24 protein-coding genes and 1 pseudogene are annotated in these 21,012 nt (G+C 66.9%); 10 read left to right on the top strand and 15 right to left on the bottom strand.

From position 1 onward, the window contains the following. Position 1: 1 nt before the first annotated feature. The gene (locus BST13_RS10325) at positions 2–793 is read right to left on the bottom strand and encodes a crotonase/enoyl-CoA hydratase family protein (protein ID WP_083163290.1); all 792 of its coding nucleotides are present in this window, start codon (positions 791–793) and stop codon (positions 2–4) included. Further along, positions 790–1,938 carry a thiolase family protein gene (locus BST13_RS10320; RefSeq protein ID WP_083163288.1) on the bottom strand — a complete coding sequence of 383 codons (1,149 nt, stop codon included), beginning with the start codon at positions 1,936–1,938 and terminating at the stop codon, positions 790–792. The genes BST13_RS10325 and BST13_RS10320 overlap by 4 nt, the downstream gene beginning before the upstream one ends. Positions 1,939–2,177: 239 nt before the next feature. On the opposite strand from BST13_RS10320, the gene BST13_RS10315 reads away from it, so the two are divergent. Continuing rightward, positions 2,178–2,969: a FadR/GntR family transcriptional regulator gene (locus BST13_RS10315; RefSeq protein WP_083163286.1), complete on the top strand. Its 792-nt coding sequence runs from the start codon at positions 2,178–2,180 to the stop codon at positions 2,967–2,969. An 8-nt stretch (positions 2,970–2,977) separates the two neighbouring features. Here the strand turns inward: BST13_RS10315 and BST13_RS10310 are convergent, their stop codons facing one another. From BST13_RS10310 to BST13_RS10295, 4 genes are all read right to left on the bottom strand, one after another. Further along, the gene (locus tag BST13_RS10310; RefSeq protein ID WP_083163284.1) at positions 2,978–3,358 is read right to left on the bottom strand and encodes a hypothetical protein; all 381 of its coding nucleotides are present in this window, start codon (positions 3,356–3,358) and stop codon (positions 2,978–2,980) included. Next, a complete protein-coding gene (locus BST13_RS10305; protein ID WP_083163282.1) occupies positions 3,345–5,075 on the bottom strand; it encodes a DUF3556 domain-containing protein in 1,731 nt (576 codons plus the stop codon). The genes BST13_RS10310 and BST13_RS10305 overlap by 14 nt, the downstream gene beginning before the upstream one ends. A 98-nt stretch (positions 5,076–5,173) precedes the next feature. Next, positions 5,174–5,695, bottom strand: coding sequence for a DoxX family protein (locus tag BST13_RS10300; protein ID WP_083163280.1), 522 nt, complete (start codon positions 5,693–5,695; stop codon positions 5,174–5,176). A 22-nt stretch (positions 5,696–5,717) separates the two neighbouring features. After that, positions 5,718–6,482 carry an SDR family NAD(P)-dependent oxidoreductase gene (locus BST13_RS10295; RefSeq protein WP_083163278.1) on the bottom strand — a complete coding sequence of 255 codons (765 nt, stop codon included), beginning with the start codon at positions 6,480–6,482 and terminating at the stop codon, positions 5,718–5,720. Positions 6,483–6,506: 24 nt separating this feature from the next. On the opposite strand from BST13_RS10295, the gene BST13_RS10290 reads away from it, so the two are divergent. Then, positions 6,507–7,112 (top strand): TetR/AcrR family transcriptional regulator, encoded by a 606-nt coding sequence (locus BST13_RS10290; protein WP_083163276.1) that lies wholly within the window; start codon positions 6,507–6,509, stop codon positions 7,110–7,112. Position 7,113: 1 nt separating this feature from the next. On the opposite strand, the gene BST13_RS10285 is transcribed toward BST13_RS10290, so the two are convergent. Beyond that, entirely contained in the window at positions 7,114–7,467 is a 354-nt protein-coding gene (locus BST13_RS10285; protein ID WP_083163274.1) for a winged helix-turn-helix transcriptional regulator, read from the bottom strand. A gap of 66 nt (positions 7,468–7,533) precedes the next feature. Here BST13_RS10285 and BST13_RS10280 point away from each other — a divergent pair, with 66 nt between their 5' ends. The 3 genes from BST13_RS10280 to BST13_RS10270 all read left to right on the top strand — a co-directional run bounded on the left by BST13_RS10280 (position 7,534) and on the right by BST13_RS10270 (position 9,642). After that, positions 7,534–8,130, top strand: coding sequence for an NADPH-dependent F420 reductase (locus tag BST13_RS10280; protein ID WP_245839486.1), 597 nt, complete (start codon positions 7,534–7,536; stop codon positions 8,128–8,130). A 115-nt stretch (positions 8,131–8,245) separates the two neighbouring features. After that, positions 8,246–8,902, top strand: coding sequence for a maleylpyruvate isomerase N-terminal domain-containing protein (locus BST13_RS10275; RefSeq protein ID WP_083163272.1), 657 nt, complete (start codon positions 8,246–8,248; stop codon positions 8,900–8,902). An 8-nt stretch (positions 8,903–8,910) separates the two neighbouring features. Further along, positions 8,911–9,642, top strand: a complete 732-nt coding sequence (locus tag BST13_RS10270; RefSeq protein ID WP_083163270.1) for a DUF899 family protein — start codon at positions 8,911–8,913, stop codon at positions 9,640–9,642. On the opposite strand, the gene BST13_RS10265 is transcribed toward BST13_RS10270, so the two are convergent. The 5 genes from BST13_RS10265 to BST13_RS10245 all read right to left on the bottom strand — a co-directional run bounded on the left by BST13_RS10265 (position 9,632) and on the right by BST13_RS10245 (position 13,434). Next, positions 9,632–10,852, bottom strand: coding sequence for a WS/DGAT domain-containing protein (locus BST13_RS10265; protein ID WP_245839484.1), 1,221 nt, complete (start codon positions 10,850–10,852; stop codon positions 9,632–9,634). The two genes, BST13_RS10270 and BST13_RS10265, sit on opposite strands and share 11 nt — an antisense overlap. Positions 10,853–10,890: 38 nt before the next feature. Further along, positions 10,891–11,805 (bottom strand): alpha/beta fold hydrolase, encoded by a 915-nt coding sequence (locus BST13_RS10260; RefSeq protein ID WP_083163266.1) that lies wholly within the window; start codon positions 11,803–11,805, stop codon positions 10,891–10,893. Next, a complete protein-coding gene (locus BST13_RS10255; RefSeq protein ID WP_083163264.1) occupies positions 11,802–12,320 on the bottom strand; it encodes a hypothetical protein in 519 nt (172 codons plus the stop codon). Before BST13_RS10255 ends, BST13_RS10260 begins: the two co-directional genes overlap by 4 nt. Further along, entirely contained in the window at positions 12,317–12,901 is a 585-nt protein-coding gene (locus BST13_RS10250; protein ID WP_083163262.1) for an Mce protein, read from the bottom strand. The genes BST13_RS10255 and BST13_RS10250 overlap by 4 nt, the downstream gene beginning before the upstream one ends. A 95-nt stretch (positions 12,902–12,996) precedes the next feature. Next, positions 12,997–13,434 carry a VOC family protein gene (locus BST13_RS10245; protein ID WP_083163260.1) on the bottom strand — a complete coding sequence of 146 codons (438 nt, stop codon included), beginning with the start codon at positions 13,432–13,434 and terminating at the stop codon, positions 12,997–12,999. 116 nt (positions 13,435–13,550) lie between these two features. Between BST13_RS10245 and BST13_RS10240 the strand changes: the two genes are divergently transcribed. Then, complete coding sequence (locus BST13_RS10240; RefSeq protein ID WP_095533474.1) at positions 13,551–14,411, top strand: alpha/beta fold hydrolase; 861 nt, start codon at positions 13,551–13,553, stop codon at positions 14,409–14,411. Further along, positions 14,408–17,344, top strand: a complete 2,937-nt coding sequence (locus BST13_RS10235; protein ID WP_083163256.1) for an aminotransferase — start codon at positions 14,408–14,410, stop codon at positions 17,342–17,344. Before BST13_RS10240 ends, BST13_RS10235 begins: the two co-directional genes overlap by 4 nt. A 24-nt stretch (positions 17,345–17,368) precedes the next feature. On the opposite strand, the pseudogene BST13_RS10230 reads toward BST13_RS10235, so the two are convergent. Further along, positions 17,369–18,045: pseudogene (locus BST13_RS10230) on the bottom strand (PAS and ANTAR domain-containing protein). Positions 18,046–18,328: 283 nt separating this feature from the next. Between BST13_RS10230 and BST13_RS10225 the strand changes: the two are divergent. Next, the gene (locus BST13_RS10225) at positions 18,329–18,625 is read left to right on the top strand and encodes a DUF4193 domain-containing protein (RefSeq protein ID WP_083163417.1); all 297 of its coding nucleotides are present in this window, start codon (positions 18,329–18,331) and stop codon (positions 18,623–18,625) included. A gap of 120 nt (positions 18,626–18,745) precedes the next feature. After that, positions 18,746–19,462 carry an adenylate/guanylate cyclase domain-containing protein gene (locus BST13_RS10220; protein WP_083163414.1) on the top strand — a complete coding sequence of 239 codons (717 nt, stop codon included), beginning with the start codon at positions 18,746–18,748 and terminating at the stop codon, positions 19,460–19,462. Between the two features lie 3 nt (positions 19,463–19,465). On the opposite strand, the gene BST13_RS10215 is transcribed toward BST13_RS10220, so the two are convergent. Both BST13_RS10215 and BST13_RS10210 read right to left on the bottom strand, forming a co-directional pair. Beyond that, positions 19,466–19,984, bottom strand: coding sequence for an OsmC family protein (locus tag BST13_RS10215; RefSeq protein ID WP_083163254.1), 519 nt, complete (start codon positions 19,982–19,984; stop codon positions 19,466–19,468). A 73-nt stretch (positions 19,985–20,057) separates the two neighbouring features. Beyond that, positions 20,058–20,225, bottom strand: coding sequence for a hypothetical protein (locus BST13_RS10210; RefSeq protein WP_095533481.1), 168 nt, complete (start codon positions 20,223–20,225; stop codon positions 20,058–20,060). A 26-nt stretch (positions 20,226–20,251) separates the two neighbouring features. Here BST13_RS10210 and BST13_RS10205 point away from each other — a divergent pair, with 26 nt between their 5' ends. Beyond that, positions 20,252–20,947, top strand: a complete 696-nt coding sequence (locus BST13_RS10205; protein WP_083163250.1) for a guanylate cyclase — start codon at positions 20,252–20,254, stop codon at positions 20,945–20,947. Positions 20,948–21,012 lie beyond the last annotated feature (65 nt).

Below are 21,012 nucleotides of genomic sequence, written 5' to 3'. Positions count from 1 at the left end.
CTTACTTTGCCTTCCAAACAGGTTGGCGCTTCTGAGCGAAGGCCAGTGGCCCTTCTTTGGCGTCATCGGTCTGCAGCAGCGTGCTGAATTCGCGGTTGGTGCGCTTCCATCCGTCCTTGTCCGCGGTGATCACGCCGTCGTCGACGCCGTAGGCCACGCGCTTGCTGGCCTGCACGGCCAGCGGCGCGTTGCCCGTGATCCGTTCGGCCAGTTTGAGTGCCGCGTCGACCACGGTGCCGTCGGGCACCACCTGGTTGATCAGGCCCCACCGCAGCGCGTCGGCCGAGGACATCGGCTCACCGGTGAACAGCAGCTCGTTGGCCACCTTGCGGGGCAGCTGCTCGGCGATGCGGAACACCCCGCCCGCTCCCGCGATGAGTCCCCGCTTCACCTCGGGCAGACCGAATTTCGCGCTTTCCTCGGCCACGATCAGGTCGCTGGCAAGGGCCAGTTCGGTGCCGCCGCCCAGTGCGGTTCCGTTCACCGCGGCGATGGTCGGCTTGTCGATGAAATGGCTGACGTATCCGGCGAATCCGTATTCGGGATGGTCGGGGTGGAAGAGGTTCTCCCCACGCGAGATCGCCTTCAGGTCGGCGCCCGCACAGAACGACTTGTCGCCCGCACCGGTGATCACCACGGCACGGATCTCCGGATCGTTCTGGGCCTGCTCCAGCGCGTCGCCTACGGCGATGCTCACCGCGGAATTGACCGCGTTGCGGGCCTCGGGCCGGTTGATGGTGATGAGCAGGACGTTACCGCGCTTTTCGACAATCGCGCCGGGTTGGTCGGTCACAGGAGCTCCAGGATGGTCGCGTTGGCCTGGCCGCCGCCCTCGCACATGGTCTGCAGGCCGTACTGAATGTTGTTGTCCCGCATGTGGTGCACGAGAGTGGTGAGAATGCGGGCGCCGGATCCGCCGAGCGGGTGGCCGAGTGCGATGGCCCCGCCGTTGGGGTTCAGGCGGTTCTCGTCGGCGCCGATCTCTTTGAGCCATGCCAGCGGCACCGGGGCGAATGCCTCGTTGACCTCGAATGCTCCGATCTCATCGACGCTCAGGCCGGATTTCTTGAGCGCCTTCTCGGTGGCGGGGATGGGCGCGGTCAACATGATGACCGGGTCGGCACCGGCGAGCACTGCGGTGTGCACCTTGGCAATCGGCTTGAGCCCCAGCTCTTTCGCCTTGTCGGCTGACATGACCAGCAGCGCCGCCGACCCGTCGGAGATCTGGCTCGAGTTGCCGGCGTGGATCACGCCGTCCTCTTTGAATGCCGGCTTGATGGCGGCCATGGACTCGACCGTGCCGCCTCGGCGGATGCCGCCGTCCTCCAGGACGATGCCGCCTTCCTGGTCCTTGATCGCCACGATCTGATCTTTGAACGCGCCGGAATCCTGTGCAGCGGCAGCCTTTTCATGCGATCGTAGCGAGAACTCGTCGAGCTGGGTCCGCGAAAGACCCCACTGCTCGGCGATCATCTCGGCGCCGATGCCCTGATTGGGGGTCTTGTGGTCGTAGCGGGCCTGGAACGCCTCGGGATAGGGATGCCCGCCGTTGGCCAGCGAGGAACCCATCGGCGTGCGCGACATGGACTCGACGCCACCCGCGACGACGACGTCGTAGTGCCCGGCGATCACCCCGGCGACGGCGAAGTGCAGCGACTGCTGACTGGAACCACATTGGCGATCCACGGTGACGCCGGGGACGGTCTCGGGCCACCCGGCCGCCAGCACCGCGGTCCGCGCGATGTCGAGCGCCTGCTCACCGGCCTGCATGACACAGCCCCAGATGACGTCATCGACAAGAGCGGGATCGACGCCGGCACGCTCCACCAGCGCATTGAGCACCTGCGCGGAGAGTTCCGCGGGGTGCACCCCCGACAGCGCGCCGTTGCGCTTGCCGACCGGAGAGCGCACCGCCTCCACGATGACAGCTTCAGCCATGGACTTCTCCTTCGAAGATGGGTTGGCGTTGACACAGACTCTGCATTACAAGTGAACGTAGAACAGAAGGTTTACTAGGTCAACCTACTGGTTGGTAGACGGCCCTACCCTGGGGTTTCGGGTACGGTGATTGCTCCGTTTGCCGCGGCTGCCGGGCTTCACATGGTTTACTGAGTTGTACACCTAGCCGCAGCGGCCGGGTCGTTCAGTATTACCGGGAGAGTTAGCAGGAGACCGTTGTGGCTGGAAGTACACCCCTGGCGCCGATGATCGGGCCGGACTCGATCACGCCGCACACCCCGGTTCGCTCCCCGAAGACCGCCGAGCTCGTGGCGGGCACCCTGCGCCGCATGGTCGTCGACGGCCAGCTCAGGGAGGGCGACTTCCTGCCCAACGAAGCCGAGCTCATGGAGCACTTCGGCGTCAGCAGGCCCACGTTGCGCGAGGCGGTGCGCGTGCTGGAATCCGAGCGGCTGGTCGAGGTGCGGCGCGGCTCCCGCACCGGCGCCCGGGTCCGGGTGCCGGGCCCCGAGATCGTCGCGCGACCGGCCGGGCTGCTGCTCGAGCTCTCCGGCGCCGACATCGCCGATCTGCTGGTCGGACGTGCGGCGATCGAGCCGATGGCCGCACGACTGCTCGCCGAGAAGGGTGACGAAGAGGCCTTCGCCGAACTGGAACATATGCTCGACGAGCACATCCCGAAGGACTACCAGTCAGACCGGCTGGCCGAGACCACCGGAGATTTTCACCGCCGGGTGGTGGAACTGTCGGGCAACGCCACGTTGGGCATCATCGCCGGCATGCTGCACGAGATCACGGTGCGGCACCACGCCTTCCTGTTCAAGGAGCGCCGCCCGGTCGCCAAGAACGACTACGACAAGCTGATGCGCTCCTACCGCAAGCTGATTCAGCTGATCCGCTCCGGCGACGGCGATGCCGCCGAGGCGCACTGGCGCAAGCATCTGGACACCGCGCGCATCCTCATGCTCAAGGACATCGAGAGCGTCAAGGTCCGCGACGTCATGCGCTGAGCCCCGGCTCAATCCGGCCAGACCGCCAGCCGCGCAGCGGTATCCCGCCAGCCGTCGGCGGTCTTCCATCGCATCGGCAGCAGCCGGTAGCGCCAGCTGCCCGGCGGGCCGCCGGCGCCCACATGGTCCACACTGATCGAGATCATGTCGGCCGCAATGAGTTTTGCGTGGGTCTCCAGGTAGATCCCGGCCTCGTCGTCGAGTTCGGACATCAACTCGCCGAACAGCAGTCGCGGCCCCGGCGGCCGGTGCACCAGGACGCACTGCCGACGCTGCGCACAGTGGCCCGCCCGCACGGTGGCGTGACATCCCGTGTCCACAGCGCCGAGGTCACTCATGAGCCGGCCGGTCTCGTCGCGCCAGACCGCAACGGGCTCAGGCGGAGTCATGTCGATCGATGTGCACGGGCACGTCGTCGGCCCATGGCTGGCGGGTCACCATGTCGGCGACGTTGACATATCCGCTCTCGAACTCGCCCGTCGCGGCGTCGACCAGTCGGTACCGCTGCGTCTGCCGGTGGATGGGTTGCGCATCGAGCATGACGATGCGAACCTCGCCCGGCTCGAAGCCGCACCGCTTCTGCAGTGCGGCAACCAATTGCTCGTTGCTCATGTGCCCGTCGCCGAAGTTCCAGCCGATGGCGGTGCTGACGATGCGCTCACCGTCGGTGAGGGTGTAGTCGTCCTCGTTGTGCCCGGCCATCGCGCGGTGAGCCAGAGTGAACAGCGCACGGCCGTGAGTGTTGAACGCGCGGAAGGCATATCCCATGTACAGCGGGATCTGCGCGGCTTCCTTGCTGCCGTAGAACCGCTCCAGCTGCGCGGCGGGCATGCTGGCGATCGCGACGATGCCCTTGCCGATCTTCTCGTCGGCCGATCCTTTGATGCACCACAGCGACGTGTCCCAGTTGCCCGCGTAGTACCGCATGCCTGGCAGGAAAGACACCTTGCGCGGGAACAGGTTTCCCAGCGCCACGGTGCCTGCGACGACGGCGAACAGCACGATCGGCCAGGGACTCGCGAGGTCACCGAGCCCGATGCCGGCGTGGCCGACGAACAGGGCCAGTACCGAGAACATCATGAAGACGTTCCATTCCAGCGGCACCCCCATCGGGATCGAGGACAGGATGCCGAAGTGGAAGCACAGCATGACGAAGGCCGCGACGTACGTCGGCCAGCCGCCACCGGAGAAGAACAACACCAACGGCACCAGGCCCTCGATCGCCGTACTGAAAGGCGCGAGCCACCGCGACAACAGGCCCGGCCGCAGATCGTCGGGGAAGTGCTCGAAGAACCTGCGCTTGATCCACCGCGGACGGAACACCGGGTTGTTGCTCATCATCGTCGAGATGACGAACGGGAAGTGCTTGTTGAGCTTGGAGGTGGCCGCGCCCAACCAGATCACCAGGCAGACCAGTTTGGCGGCGATGACGATGTCGGCGCCGGTGAACAGGAAGCACACCGCCAGCGAGCCGTACACCTCACCGCGGGCGGCCAGGAAGATCACCTTGTCCCGCAAACCGGCCACGGCGAGGAGGCCGACGATGGTCGCGGTCTGCCAGACCGGCAGCACACCGATCTCGGTGCCGAGCGCCGGGATGGGGCCGGTGCCCTGCGAGAACAGCGCCACCAGCAGCGCGACGAGGAGGGCGGCGTAGAGCAGCACATCGAGCGGCGTGCGGCTGTCGCCTGCGGTGAGCGGGATCCGGTTGGGCCACGGCGGAAGCCGAATGGTCTTGGGGCGCAACCAGTACAGCGCCGAGCCCATCGGCGGGAAGAACCGGTTGTTCAACGGCCCGAAGCCGCAGCCGAACCCGACTACCTCGAACAGCATCGTGAAGAACACGGTCTTCTGGTACACGATCGGTTCGGCATACCAGTGCGCGACATTGGTGAAGCCGTTGATGCCGTCGGTGCCGAGTGCGATCAACCAGGCCACCAGGATGTAGGCGGCGATCTTCGCGACGTAGAACAGATGCAGTGCGACCGGCGTGCCGAAGCCGACCTCAGCCCAGTGCCGGGCCATCGGAACGATCTTCTCCGCCCGCGTGCCCTTGCTCCACTGCTCGAAGTCGATCTGTGGGGTGTCCTGTTTGAGAAATCCCATGCCCGCAAGACTAGAACGTGTTCTAGTCCCACCAACGCCGAAACTACGGTTTTTGGCGCGAAAACGCGGGAAATGCAGCAGAAACCGTAGCGTGGGCGCTAGGCGCTGCCGGCCTTGACCGGCGGACGGAAGAAGATCACCAATTGGCCGATGCCGCCGGCCAACCCGAGCACCACCGCGATGGCCAGCCCACACCATCCGTGCAGTAGGTGATACAAGCCTGAAGTGTGGAACAGGGCGTAGTCCAGGCTGTAGCGCCCGGCGCCGGTGCCTGCGATCGCGACCGCGGTCACCGCGAGGATCAGGTTGTACTCCCAACCCTCCTTCACGATGAAGAACCCGTTGTGCCGGTGCACGGTCCACGCCGCAACCAGCATGAGCGCGACGAACCCGGCCGCGGGCACGGGCGTCAGCAGACCGACCGCCAAGCCGAGGCCCGCGGCCAGTTCCGTACTGGCCGCGACCCGGGCGTGGAAGGTGCCCGGCTTCATGCCGATGCTCTCGAACCATCGCGCAGTGCCGGCGATCCGGCCCCCGCCGAAGAACTTGTTGTAGCCGTGGGCGGCCATGGTCAGCCCGAGAACCACCCGCAGAATCAGGATCGCAACGTCAGCAGCCATGTAACAGAATCTAGGTCATCTGTTAAACGGCTGCCCAGCCACCGTCGACACTGAGGACCGCACCGTGAATGTTGGCGGCGTCGTCGGCAGCCAGGAACACGACCGCGGCCGCGACCTCCTCGGGCGTGCTCATCCGTCGGGACGGGATGCGGGCCAGCACCGGGGCCAGTTCATCGGCGATGTCGACAACCCGCTCGGTGGCGATGGGCCCTGGCGCGACGGCGTTCACCCGCACCCCGCGCGGGCCGTACTCCACCGCCCACGACTTGGTCAGCGAGTGCACGGCCGCCTTGGTCGACGAGTACAGCGCCGACTGATCTCCGCCGATCAGCCCGTTGATCGATCCGATGTTGACCACCGCGCCGGTGCCGCGCTCGGCCATCGCCGCCGCCAGTTCGCCGGTCAGCAGGAACGGAGCGATGACGTTGGCCCGGTAGGACTCCAGCAGGACCCGCTCGGACACCTCGGCCGTGGGCTCGGGCATGCCCCACACGGCCGCGTTGTTCACCAGGATGTCGATCTGCCCGCCGGCTGCCGCCGCGGCTTCACGCGCCAGCCTGCGGACCTCGTCGGCCCCCGCGCCGAGATCAGCGGCGACGAACTCGGCCCGCCCTCCGGCGGCGCGGATCTCGGCGACGACGACGTCACCTCGTTCCTTGTTGCGACCACTCACGACGACGAAGGCGCCTTCGGCGGCCAACGCCTTGGCGATGGCGACGCCAAGCCCGCCGGTGGACCCTGTGACCAGTGTTGTTCGACCTTGCAACCGCGTACTCTTTGGACTCATGAGTCCAGGTGTACTGCCATGAAAATGGACCTGCAAGTCCAGAAATTTACCGCCAAGGGTGAAGCGACCCGGCAGCGCATCATCGAGGGCGCCGCCGCCGAGATCCGCAGCCGCGGCGTGGCCGAAACCACGCTCGACGACATCCGCGCCCGCACGCAGACATCCAAAAGCCAACTGTTCCACTACTTCCCGGGCGGTAAGGAGCAGCTGCTGCTCGCCGTCGCGTCGCATGAGGCCGATCAGGTGCTCGCCGACCAGCAACCGCACCTCGGCGCACTGACCTCATGGGCGGCGTGGCAGCGCTGGCGCGATGCCGTCGTCGATCGCTACCGCCAACAGGGCCAGAGCTGCCCGATGAGCGTGCTGATGTCGGAGATCGGGCGCACCACCCCGGGTGCGCAAGCCGTCACGGCAACGCTCGTTCGGCGCTGGCATGACGACATCGCAGCAGGGATCACCGCGATGCAGGCCCAGGGCAAGATCTCGGCGGGCATCGACGCCGGCCGCGCATCGGCGGCACTACTGGCGGGAATCCAGGGTGGCGTCGGCATCCTGCTGGCCACCGGCGACATCTCATACCTCGAGACCGCGCTCGACCTCGGAATCGAGAACTTGCGCCCCAGGCCGTAATTCAGTCGGCAGGGCCCGATCGATGCCGCTTGCCCCACGCGCACATGGCGTCGGTGACCGGGCGGAGGGTCTCGCCGTATTCGGTCAGCGAATATTCGACCCGCGGCGGAATCTCCGGAAAGACCTCGCGCCGCACCACGCCGTCGCGCACCAACTCGCGCAGCTGGCTCGTGAGCACCCGTTCACTGATCCCCGGGACCTTGCGGCGCAACTCGGCGAACCTGTGGGTGCCACCGTGCATCAGGTGGAAGATCAGCACGGCCTTCCATTTGCCGCCGATCACCGCGAGCGTGGTCTCGACCGGACACAGATCGAGAGGCTCGGTGGTTGCCGCAGCGCGCCCACTTACCTCCACCTCAGTAACCCACCTCGAAATGCGTTATTGCCGGTCAGTCATCCGATACCTAGCGTAACGCTCATCATGATCGCGATCATCGGAGCAGGCAATGTCGGTCGGGCACTGGGGAATGCGTGGGCCCGCACCCATGACGTGAGCTACGGGGTACGGACGCCCGACGACGACAAATACGCCGACCTGGGGCCGGCTGTCACCACGAACGCCCGCGCCGTCGAGCAGGCCGACGTCGTCGCGCTGTGCACTCCCTGGCAAGCCACCCGCCGGGCGATCCTCGATTGCGGCGACCTGACCGGCAAGGTGCTCATCGACTGCACCAATCCGCTGACCCCCGATTTCAGCGGACTGGAGGTGGGCCACGACACCTCGGGCGCCGAGCTGGTCGCGCAGTGGGCGCCGGGTGCACTGGTCTGCAAGGCCATGAACCAAATCGGGGCGCCGATGATGGATCACCCGCCGGTGCCCTCCGTGCCGGTGATGTTCATCTGCGGCGACGACGCCGCGGCAAAGCGGCGCACCGGAGATCTTGTTGGTGATTGGGTTTTCGGACAATCGATATCGGCGAACTCGCATTGGCGCGGCTATTGGAGCCGTATGCCCTGCTGTGGATCCATCTGGCACTGCGTTGCGGGCTGGGACCGACGTTTGCGTTCGGGTTGCTGAGCACCCCATCCTGACAATCGTTCAACGACTCTGTTGACTATTTTCATCCTCCGTGCTGTGCTGGGTGGAGAACATTCAACAGAGTTGTTAAACGATTGAAGGGAAGTGCCCCGGTATGGCGACCGCTGACCCCCTCTACGTCTGGACGCTCTACCGCGATACGCGGCAGCGCATCGTCGACCTCTTGACCGATGACGCGTGGGAGGTCGCCCTGCCGGCGTGCCCGCTGTGGTCGGTGCGCGATGTCGTCGCGCACATGACCGCCGTCGCCGAGGACTGGGTCGCCGGCACGCTGACCGTACCCCCATCCGACATCGAAACCGCCTCGCAGATAGCACGTTTCGACGGGAAGGACACCACCGCGGTGCTGACCGCCTGGGATGCGGCGGCGGCCGAGTTGCACCGCCTCGCCGAACAGGGCACCGCTGCACCGCTCGGTGACATCGTCGTGCACGAGCACGACATCCGGGGCGCCCTCGACGCGCCTGGGGCCCGCACCGACCCCGCGGTGGCACAGGCTTCCGATCAGTTGCTGAACATCCTGGACACTCCCGTCCCGCTGCGGGTGACCGTCGAGGACGGCGACTACCGCAGCGGCCCGCACGACGGCACCGAGATCGGTCTCCGCACAACCCGATTCGAGGTATTGCGGTGGCGCACCGGTCGGCGCAGCCGTGCGCAACTGGCAGCCATGGACTGGTCGGCCGATCCCGCACCGCTGCTCGAGCACCTGTACCTGTTCGGCCCCACCGACACCGACCTCACCGAGTAGGAGGGCCCGTGAACACCGAATCACCAAGCCGGCCGGCGATTGTGGATCGGTCGCAGTTCGAAGCCGACGTCGCCGCACTGCGCGTACGTGAGAAGGCGCACGTCCGCGAGGGCGACGCGATCGCCGCAGCGCGCCGCCGGCTGCCCATGGTGGAGGTCGACGCGAGCTCCGAGCTGATCGGGCCCGACGGGCCCACCACCCTGCTCGACGCCTTCGAAGGCCGGAGCCAACTGCTGGCGTACTACTTCATGTGGCATACCGGGCATCCCGCACCGGAGCAATGCGAGGGGTGCACCTGGGTGACCACGCAAGTCGCCGAACTGTCCTACCTGCATTCCCGCGACATCACCTACGCCGTCTTCGCGCAAGGCCCTTATCCCGAAACGGCGCGGTATCGCGAGTTCATGGGCTGGCAGGTGCCGTGGTACTCCGCGCTGCCGTCAATGGACACCCTGCTCGTCGGGCGCAGCGTCGGGATGATGCACATCGTCTGCTACCTGCGTACCGATGACCGGGTGTTCGAGACGTACTGGACCACCCGACGCGGCGTGGAAGCCATGGACTACAGCTACGCACTCATGGACCTCACCGTGTACGGGCGCCAGGAACCATGGGAGGACTCCCCCGCGGGATGGCCGCAGCACTGGCCGGTCGACGGTTCCAACACGCGCATCGACGGCAGGCCGATACCGCAGTGGTCCCGGTTGGCCGCCGGCCGGTCTGACGACCTCAGCGGCTAGTCAACGCCCGCTCGAGCCGCGCCACATAGGCATCGATGTCGCCGACCGCCGACTCGGCGGCGTGGACGCTGAGGGCCACGGTGTCGCCAACGCCGTGCACGCCGTGCGTCAGACCCATCATCGGCGAGAGCGCCGGGTAGCCGGCTGTCATCACCACCGGCGTGGCGCCGAACCGCAGATCGGCCGGGCCGCGGTTGACGCTGGACACCACGGTGTTGCCGGTCACCGTCGGCGAACGCTGCGACGAATCGAATTGGGTTACCCCCCAGCGCAACAACGGAGCAGGCGTCGCAGCGTACGCCCGGCTGGCGGCGAGCATCGCAGGATGCTGCGCGCGACGGCGGCGCTGGGCGAGATCCTGCCCGATCCGTCCGATGCGGGTGTCGCGGTCCAGCATCGGATAGAGCCCGACGCCGACGTTGCCGAACTGGTTGTTCGCCATACGCGGACCGGCTTTGGCCATCGGCACCTCGGCACCCAGGTCTGACGGATCGTCGCCGAGCTCACGCAGGTGTTCAGCGAGGGCGGCGGACACCGCCGCCAGCACCGCGACCGTGACAGTCGGACCACCCAGTTGATCGCGGCTGCGGACGATCGTGCGCAGCGAGACCGGCCCTGCGGGCGCCGCGTTACTGCGCAGCGCCGCACGGGAATCCGCCTGCCGCGGAACTCGGTCGCTCTCTTCGTCCCGCACCAGCCTGCGGTGCCACCGGGCTGCTTGCGCCGCACGCCACGGCAGCCTGGCGGTCACCAACCGGGGTACCTCGACGGCACGCACCTCACCCGGCCTGCCGAACATCAACCCCGCCAAATCCGCCGACCGGCCGCCGTCGGCCAGCGCGTGCGCCACCTGCACGACGATCACCGTCCCCATATCGGTGACCGTGGGTATGTCGCGGACCCGAGGGAAGACGTGCATGCGCCAGGTGACCCGAGTCGCATCGAGCTGGTGATCGGCCAAAGCCGCCACGGCAGCCAAGCAATCGTCGAAGCCCGGATCGCCGAGATCGTGCACGAGGAACTGGTCGTCGCCGATCTCGCGGGGTTCCCACACCGGATATCGCAGCCCGTGGTCATCCCTGATCTGCAGACCCAGTTCGGGACATCGCCGGGCGCGTTGACGCACGTCCCGCAGCGCGTCCTCCAATTGTGTTGGCACACCGGAGAACCCGTACAGGAGGAACTGATCGTTGGGAATCACGGATGACATCCAGTAGTTCTGGGCGTCGATCGCCGCCAGCCTGCGCACTATTGCGACGTCCGGGCGGTACCGATGAAGTCGAGGATGCGTCCGGCGACCGCGTCGGGCTGTTCGAGCGCCAGGAAGTGCCCGGCGCCCGCCACGATGCCGACGTCACTGCCCTCGGGCAGGATCCTCTCCACCCAGCGAGCGTAATCCGGTGTGGCGCAGCCATCATCTGCTCCGTGCAGGTACAGAGAGGGGATCCGCGGTGGGGACATCCAATGCTGGTGCAGGCCGGCGTACCGGGCCGGCGGCGTGGTTCCGCGCAGCATCGCCCGGTAGTAGCCGATCGCAGCACGCCACCGCGCCAGGGCACCGATCGCGGCGTCGACGTGCCGCAGATCGTCGGCCGCCGCGTATCCCGGCGACCACCAGCGCCACAGGCGCGGCACCACCCAGGATGCGGAACGCTCAGGCAGCCAAGGCAATTGAAAGTACAACATGTACCAGCTGCGGAGCAGCTGGCGTGGCAGTTGGGCAGCGAGCCGGGCGCCGTCGGGCACTCGCCCCAACGGTTGGAACGACGCAAACGGCGGTACCGACATGATCACCGCCCGCCGAAACGGTCCGTCGGGCAACGCCGACAGACCGGTGGCCGCCATGGCTCCCCAGTCGTGCCCGATGATCACGTCGCGACCCGTCGGCCCGACCGACTCGAGCACCTGCAGCGCGTCGTGCATCAACGCGCCGACGTGATAGCTGCCGTCTGCCGGGATTCCCGACGGCACGTAGCCACGCTGGAACGGCGCCACCACTTTCCAGCCGGCGTCGGCCAAAACCGGAGCGACCGTGCGCCAGCCGTAAGCGGTGTCGGGAAAGCCGTGCAGACACAACGCGATCGGCCCGTCCTGCGGACCCCACACCAGTGCCCGCAGTTGCACGGCAGGAGTGGTGACGTCACACCAGCGGGGCTCGGTCACTGCGCCGTCACCGGCTCGAACTTCGACATCAGCCAGCGCCCGTCCTCGTTCACCATGGTGACCCGCACCGTCGAGACCGTCTTCTGCGGCGGTTTCTGGGCGACGGTCACGGTCTGGTCCAGGTACAGCAGCACCTCGGCGCGGTCGGGGCTCGCGCTCACCGAGCCGGCCTGTGGCACGTCGGCGAATGCGGTGACACCCTGCGATTTGGCCCCCGGGATGACCGCGTTCTCGATCATCGCCGTGTAGATGCCGAGAAACTCTCCCGTCATCCTCTCGCGCGCGGCGTGGAGCTGCTGCTCGACTTTGTCAGGTTGGTAGGAGAGCATCTCGACGGTGATATCCCGGGCCGCCTGAACGGATTCGGTGCGGGCCCGCTCAACCCCGGTGGACGAGGCGACCTGCCACTTGAAGACGCCGGCAGCGACCGCGAGCACCAGTGCGACGGCGGGCAGCACCCCGAGCACCAGGATCCGCGTCCGCCTGGTCGGCTCGAAAGTGTGTTTGCCGGTCATTGGATGAAATCCACGTTGGACACCTTCGTCACGCCCTGGTTCTCCTGCATCCTGAGCACCATCCGCCAGGACTGGGCCTGGCCTGCCACCCCGGCATTGCTGGAGTTGACGGTCATCGACACCATCACCTGCGCGTCGTGGTCCGACGCCGACACCAGCGCGGAGGCGGTGATCGTGCCGACCGCCTTCGATTTGGCCTGCTTGACGACCGCGAGATACGACTGCGACCGCCTCTCGAAATCGTCGTAGAACTGACCGCTGGCCGAGTCGAGCACGCGCTGCACGTCGTCGTCGGCGTGCTCCCAGTCGACATTGGTCAGCGTCAACGCCGCCTGCCTGCCCGCATCGAGGAACATCTGGCGCTTCTCGTCGGCCCGATGGGTCTGCACGGCGCGAAACCCGAGCCATGCGGTGGCAGCCACCAACGCGACCACGATCGCCGCCCCGGCCAGGGCCGCCAACCGCAGCTGCGACATCCGCGGCCCCGAGCTCTCCGCTGCGGCTGCGGCCTGGGAGTCTTGGGTGTCGGGCTCGTGCACGTCCTGCGCCGACTCCTGCGCGTCGGCGCTGTCGTCTGCCATAGATGCTCCTCCGCGGGACCGCAAGTTCACACACTCGCCGTCCAACGTAACGTGCCGCAGCGTCGCCCCCGGTGGGCGGCTGCCGGCACGAGGAGCTACGCGCTGTCGGCGGCGGCCTCCAATTCGGCGACCACCAGTTTGCGCATCCCCATCATCGCCTTGGTCGCGGCCTGCGCCCGGGCGGGATCGGGATCACTGATGAGCTCGAACAGCCGGTCAGGAACAACCTGCCAGCTCAACCCATACCGATCCTTGAGCCAGCCGCACTGCGACTCCTCCCCGCCATCGGTGAGGCGGGTCCAGTAGTAGTCGACTTCGTCCTGGTCCTTACAGCCGATCATGAACGACACCGCCTCGGTGAACGGGAACTGCGGGCCACCGTTGATGCCGATGAACCGGTGACCGTCCAGCACGAAAACCACCGACAGGTCGTTGAGCTCTTCGATCGACGAGTTCGGGAACACCGACAGGTAGAACTCGGCGGCTTCGGCGAGATGACCGTCGAACCAGAGGGCGGGCGTGATGGGTGGCATTGGGGCCTCCTTGGCGTGCTCGGCAGATGTCGTTTCCAGAACAGACCCTCCCTGCGCCCGAAACTCACCGCGGTCCTGGGTAACGTGACGCACGGGGGCGGCCGAGAGGAATGTCCGTGAGCACCGGGAAACACAGCGAATCACGCGTCGTCACCTTCCGCGGGGTCGACGATCTGAGCTTGGTTGGCGACGAATGGAACGCCGACGCGCCCCCCGACCGGCCCGCCGTGCTGTTGCTGCACGGCGGCGGACAGAACCGGCACTCCTGGAAGAACACCGGTCAGATCCTGGCCGACCAGGGTCTGCGGGTCATCGCTCTGGATTCGCGCGGCCACGGCGACAGTGACCGCTCCCCCACAGCCAACTATTCGATCGAAGCGCTGTGCGGCGACGTGGTGCGGATCCTCCACCAGCTCGGCCGGCCGGTGGTGTTGATCGGCGCAAGCATGGGTGGATTGACCGGGATTCTCGCCGCGCACGAGGCAGGCCCGGACGTGGTGACCAAGCTGGTGCTCGTCGACGTGGTGCCCCGCTTCGAGAAAAGCGGCAGCGCCCGCATCCGCGACTTCATGTTCAACCACGTGCACGGCTTCGACTCGCTGGAGCAGGCGGCCGACGCGGTCGCCGAATACCTGCCGCACCGCACCAAACCGCGTAGCCCCGAGGGGCTGAAGAAGAACCTGCGGCTGCGCGACGGCCGATGGTACTGGCACTGGGACCCGGCATTTTTGACCAAACCCGAAGACGACCCGTTCATCCGGGTGGACAAACTGGAGCGTGCGGCGATGAACCTGACCATCCCGATCCTGTTGATCCGCGGAAAGCTGTCCGATGTGGTGAGCACCGAGGGAGTGCAAGACTTCCTGGAGAAGGTGCCCGCCGCGGAGTTCGCCGAGCTTTCCGAGGCAGGCCACACCGCCGCAGGCGACGACAATGACGCGTTCACCGAAGTTGTCGTGGAGTTCGTGAACCGATGACCACTGAGCGTGCCAACCCCGTCGGCTTCAACTTCCTCACCGAGCCGGAGCTGCCCGCACCGCAGGTCACCGAGACGCAGGCCCAGGAGCTGCTCGCAACCCACTACGGCATCGAGGCTCAAGCGAAATCGCTGGGCAGCCAACAGGACAAGAACTTCCTGGTGACCCAGGGCGACACCGTCGTCGGCGTGCTCAAGATCGCCAACCCGGCGTTCAACGAGACCGAGCTGACCGCCCAGGATCTGGCGGCCGAACTGATCGCGACGACCGAGCCGGGCCTGCGAGTTGCGGTCCCCCAGCCCAACATCCGTGGCGAAATACGCACCGCGGTAAACGGATTGCTCGACGGTACGGCCTACCTGCGGCTACTGCGCTACCTGCCGGGAGGCGCACTGCTCGATGCCGGGTACCTGTCCCCGGACACCGTCGCCGAACTGGGCGACGTGGCCGGCCGCGTCACGCGCGCACTGGCCGGGTTCGACCATCCGGGCTTGGACCGCATCCTGCAGTGGGATCTGCGTTACGGAGCCGAGGTGGTGACGACGCTGGCCTCCCACGTCGCCGACGAAGGAGACCGGGACCGCATCCTGGCGGCGACTCAATCCGCCTGGGCCCGTATCGAACCCCACGCCGACGCGCTGCCCCGACAGGCCATCCACATGGACCTGACCGACGCCAATGTGGTGGTGTCGCACGCCCCCGGCGGGGCCGTGCATCCGGACGGGATCATCGACCTCGGCGATCTGACCGACAGCTGGGCGGTCGGTGAACTGGCGATCACCCTGTCCTCGGTGCTGCAGCATCCCGGCAACGGCCCGACGCACATCCTGCCGGGGGTGCGGGCGTTCCACCGGATCCGCCCATTGACTGCCGCCGAGGCGGAAGTCTTGTGGCCCTTGCTCGTTCTGCGGACGGCGGTGCTCATCGTCAGCGGTGCGCAGCAGGCGGCGCTCGACCCCGACAACGACTACATCACCGAACAGTCCGACGGTGAGTGGCAGATGTTCGAGCAGGCCACCTCGGTGCCCATGGATGTGATGACCGAGCTGATCAAGGCCGATCTGGGGCTCAGCACCCCGGTCGGCCCACTGACGGCCACGACGCCGCTGATCGCTGGACTCGATCCCGCGACCGTGACGACCCTGGACCTGTCGGTGACCTCGGATGCGCTCGATTCCGCATTCGTACCGGGCGCCTGGCTACGGCCCGACCTCGAAGATGAATTCGCAAGGGCCGCAGTGGCCGACGGTGCCCGACTGGTCGTCACACAGTTCGGCAGGCCGCGGATAACCCAAGCCCCTCCGCTGAGCCAGGCGGAACCCGCTGTGGTGCCCACCGGGATCAGCCTGTGGCCCGCCGAATCCGTATCGCTGGTCGCCCCGTTTGACGGCGAAATCGTCGCGTGCTCACACGATTCCGTCACTTTCCGCGGCCGCGATGTCGAGTTGACGGTCTCGGGGATCACCGTGGCCGCCGACAACGGCGCGCTGGGCGTTGCGACCGCAGGCCGGTGGGTGCAGTTGGCCGTACGGCCCGTCGGCGCGCGCGAGGCACCGACGTTCACCACACCCGCGCTCGCGCCGGGATGGCTGGCGCTCAGCCGCGACCCCCGCCCCCTGCTGGGCCTACCCGCCCTGGCCGACGATGCGGCCGAGGGCGACCTGATCGCGCGCCGGGACCAGTCGTTCGCGCCTGTGCAGGAGCACTACTACCGCAAACCGCCGCAGATCGAACGCGGTTGGCGCCACTACCTGATGGCCACCAGCGGTCGCTGCTACCTCGACATGGTCAACAACGTGACGGTGCTCGGGCACGCCCACCCGCGGATCGCCACGGCCGCGGCGCGGCAGTTGCGCAGGCTCAACACCAACTCGCGCTTCAACTACGCCGCGGTCGTCGAATTCAGTGAGCGCCTCGCCGGCCTGTTGCCCGAACCGCTGGACACCGTGTTCCTGGTGAACTCCGGGTCGGAGGCAAGCGACCTCGCGCTGCGCCTGGCCATCGCGGCAGCCGGACGCCCGGACGTGGTCGCGATGCGCGAGGCCTACCACGGCTGGACCTACGGCACCGACGCCGTGTCGACGTCGACCGCCGACAACCCGAACGCGCTTGCCACCCGGCCGAATTGGGTGCACACCGTGGAATCGCCCAACAGCTTCCGCGGCAAGTACCGCGGCGATGACCTCGGGCGGTACGCCGCCGAGGCGGTGGCCCAGATCGAACAGCTGGCCGGCGACGGCCGAGCACCCGCGGCGTTCATCTGCGAGACGGTCTACGGCAACGCCGGTGGCATGGCACTGCCGGACGGCTATCTGGAAAAGGTCTACGGCGCGGTCCGGGCGAACGGCGGATACGCGGTCGCCGACGAGGTGCAGGTCGGCTACGGCCGCCTGGGCCACTGGTTCTGGGGCTTCCAGCAGCAAGGCGTCGTGCCCGACATCGTGTCGATGGCGAAGTCACTCGGCAACGGTTATCCGTTGGGCGCCGTCGTCACCAGTCGCGAGGTCGCCGACGCGTTCCGCAGCCAGGGCTACTTCTTCTCCTCCACCGGCGGAAGCCCGCTGTCGTGCACCATCGGCATGACGGTGCTCGACGTGCTCCACGACGAAGGCTTGCAGCAGAACGCCGTTGAGGTCGGAGCCCATCTCAAGTCACGCCTGCAGGCCCTGGCCGCCAAGCATCCGATCATCGGCACCGTGCACGGCGTCGGCCTGTACCTCGGTGTCGAGATGATCCGCGACCCCGAGACCCTCGAACCCGCCACCGAGGAAACCACGCTGATCTGCAACCGCATGCTCGAGCTCGGCGTGATCATCCAACCCACCGGCGATCACCAGAACATCCTGAAAACCAAGCCGCCCTTGTGCATTGACATTGCTGGCGCGGATTTCTACGTCGACGCCCTGGACCGCGTGCTGACGGAGGGCTGGTAGCACCCCGACGAATGGCCAGATGGTCTAGTCGACGAGGCTGTCCAGCTGGGGGTCAGTGCCGATTCGCTGGAACGCGGTGAGCAGCAGACGGTCGTAGGCCGCCCGGTCGGGGCGCGGCTGGGCTTGGGCCAGGCCCAGGAAGTCGTGCACGATCTGCTCGGCCAACAGGCGCGTTTGACGTTGTATTGCTGAGATTGCCAGCGCAACAGATCGAATGCGGCGTCGGCATTGATCCCGTAGGCCAGCATCAGCATGCCTTTGGCCTGCTCGATGCTCTCCCGATGCTCGACGATGGCAGCGAGGGCGACATCGATGCGCTGCTCACGCTGCTGCTGCAGCGCGGCCGTGATGTCGACGTAGAAGCCGGTGCTGCCGATCACCACGCCGGTGTCGTCCGCGAGCTGTTCGGCGATCACCACCACGTGGTGCACCCGGGCCTGCGTGTCGATGATGCGGTGCCGGGTGCTGAAGGCCTGGCGGTCGCGGCGCACCGCGTCGAGCGTGGCCGCCACGTGCCCGTAGTCGGCGGGATGTTTGTGGGAGAGCACTACTTCCGTGGTCGTGGTCATGGCTGCGGCCGGATAGCCGTGCATGGCGGCCACCTCGGGTGACCACTCCCACCGTTGGTCGGCGAAGTAGAACCAGAACCGGCCCGCGCGGGGCAGGCGCGGATCCTCCGCGTGGATCTGCTGGATGAGAATGCCAGGGCCGGGCTCGGAAGTGCCGGAAGGTTCCTGGCGGTTCGCCTCCACGTCACACCCCCCTTCTGGGAGAGAAACACGCTGCAACCAGCCGTTGTAGTAAGGGTTTTACGCCCCCCGGAGTCGCGTTTCAATGGTCGAGCTCTGGGTGAACAACTCGGGATGCACCGCGGGGTGGGCCTTCTGAGAGCCGGCCGATGATTCCGTTCCGGAAAAAGGGGTACTCGTCGGATCGGTGCGTGAATGCCCAGCTCTCGGGGGCATGGAGAAGATGGGATTGGCCATGGCAGTCGATTACGACGCACGACGGGCAGACGCCGCCGGCGGCTCCGATGAGGCCCTACCAGAGCTCCTGCCGGGGGCAGCCCCGCGTACACGAGAACTGGATCTTGATGAATCCGACACGCTGGAACCGTTCGAGCTCCCTGGTGCCGATTTGTCCGGTGAACAGCTGTCGGTGAGCGTCGTTCCCGTACAGGAAGACGAGTTCACCTGCACGGTCTGCTTTCTCGTGCAACACCGGAGTCGGCTCGCCCGCAGTGGGCTTTCCGGGCCGATCTGCAGGGACTGCTTCGGCTGAAGACGCCACTGCGAACGTCCCACCGACACCCAGGCGGTATCGAATACTGGTGCGGTGAGCCTTGCCCTCGTCGCCATCGTCGTACTGGGTCTCGTCGCGGCAGCCGAAGCCATTGCGTTGATGGTGGTCTCGCAGCGGTTGCGGACCAGCCGTGAGGAAGCCGAGGCGCTCCGGCGTCGAACCGACACCCGAGCGATGCTGCTGTCCGGCAGCCGCGAGGCCGTCAAGACCGTCTGGCAGACCGCGAACATCCTGCGCAAGGAGGGCTTCGGTGCCGCGGTGCGCTCGTCCATCGAGGACCTGGCCGACTGGGCCGAGGTCGAACGGCCCGATCTCGCACGGCTGGCGCCCAACGGCAAGGTGACGATCCTGTTCTCCGACATCGAGGGTTCCACCGCGCTCAACGAGCAAATGGGTGACCGGGCCTGGGTCAAGCTGTTGGGCCGTCATGACCGGCTGGTGCAGAAGTGCGTCAAGAACCACTCCGGTCATGTGGTCAAGAACCAGGGAGACGGATACATGATCGCCTTCGCCCAGCCGGGCGAGGCCGTGCGCTGTGGCGTCGACCTGCAACGCGCAATGCGGCGCGAGCCGAGCGGCATCCGCGTCCGCATCGGCATCCACAGCGGCCGGTCAGTGCGGCGCGGCGATGATCTGTTCGGCCGCAACGTGGCGATGGCCGCGCGGGTGGCCGCGCAGGCCGAGGGCGGCGAGACGCTCGTCAGCGAGGCTGTGCGGGACGCCCTTGGCGGCCAGGACGATGTCGTGTTCGACGAGGGGCGCGAGGTGGAGCTGAAAGGCTTCGCGGGGCAACACCGGCTGTATGCGATTCGGTGAACGTCAGCCGAGTTCGAGGGCGGTCACCACAGGTGTCGAGTTCCGGGCCAGGTCGAGCACCGGGCAGTGGGCGTCGACAGCGCGCTGCAGTTCGCGGTAACGATCAGCGGACTCCGGGCCGGTGACGGTGACCACCACCCGCACTTCGCCGAAGCCGGGCCGCACCTGATCATCGAGACCGAAGAACCCGCGGACGTCGAGATCCCCGTCGGCCCGTGCGGAGATGTCGTCCACCACGATGCCGAGCTTCTCGGCCCAGAACCGCCACGTCACCACCTGGCAGGACAGCAGCGCGGCCAGAAAGTACTCAACGGGGTTCGGCGCCGCGTTCTGGCCGCCGAGAGCCGGCGGCTCGTCGACCTCGATCGCGTACCGGCCGAGCGACACGGCGCTGGCCACCGCGTCATGAGCGGTTGCCGCTGCCCGGAAAACCACGTGGGCATTGGCCGGGTCTGCCGCGACGGCGTCCCCCGTCGCGGCGATCACGCGACCGAGGTGGCTGGTGCATGTCGATGTCGTCACGATCAACCAACCCTAGGCAGTGACCTTCCGATGTCACGAGTTACGTTCAGCGTGAATGCAACTCACCGTTGAATCAAGTCGCCGGCGGAGTGTTCGCGTCGGCCAGCCGCTGATGCAGCCGGGCCCGGATGTCGTCGGGGGTGTACGCGTTGCGTTTGCGTTGGTCGCGGGCGACCAGCACGCCGCCGGCCACAACGCCGGCGACACCGGCCAGACCAATCCACTTCCACAGACTTTTCATGACGAGATTCTGCATAAGCTGCCCGGGTGAACGCACACACGGTGTCCCTCAGCCGGGCATTGCAGGAGACGCGGACCGGTGACATCTGGCTGTTCCGAGGCGGCTCCGGGCCGGACCGCGCCATCCAGACGCTGACCAACGCCCCGGTGAATCATGTCGGGATGACGGTGGCGATCGACGATCTGCCGCCGCTGATCTGGCATGCCGAGCTGGGCCAGAAGCTGGTGGACCTCTGGACCGGCACTCATCACCGCGGCGTGCAACTCAATGACGCCCGCGAGGTGGTCGAGCAGTGGATGACCCACTACGGGCAACGCTGCTGGCTCCGCCAACTGACGCCGTTCGCCACCCGCGAGCAGGAAGATCGGCTGCTCAAGGTGGTGGCTCGGATGAACGGCACCGCATTTCCGACCACGGCACGCTTGACGGGTCGGTGGATACGTGGCCGGCTGCCGATCGTCAGCGACTTCACCCGAGGATTGCCGTTCGTGCACAAGAAGGTTCGCGAGTCCGCATTGCGTGACAAGGCGCGCAAACGCGAGGCGGGGCTGGAGACCGCGTACTGTGCGGAGACCGTCGCCATCACGTATGAGGAAATGGGTCTGATCAACACGGAGAAGCGGGAGAACTATTTCGACCCCGGCTCGTTCTGGAGCGGGGACCGGTTGCCGCTCACGCAGGGTTACCGACTCGGCGATGAGATCTCCGTCACTCTCGACTGAGAGTCGCTATACCTGCTGGCAGGTATAGCGGATTGGGGCCAGCACCGAGGAAATCCTCCGTGCCC

The organism is Mycobacterium aquaticum, from assembly GCF_002086485.1.
GTDB classification, from domain to species: Bacteria; Actinomycetota; Actinomycetes; order Mycobacteriales; family Mycobacteriaceae; genus Mycobacterium; species Mycobacterium aquaticum.
This window is presented reverse-complemented; position numbering and strand designations above follow the sequence as displayed.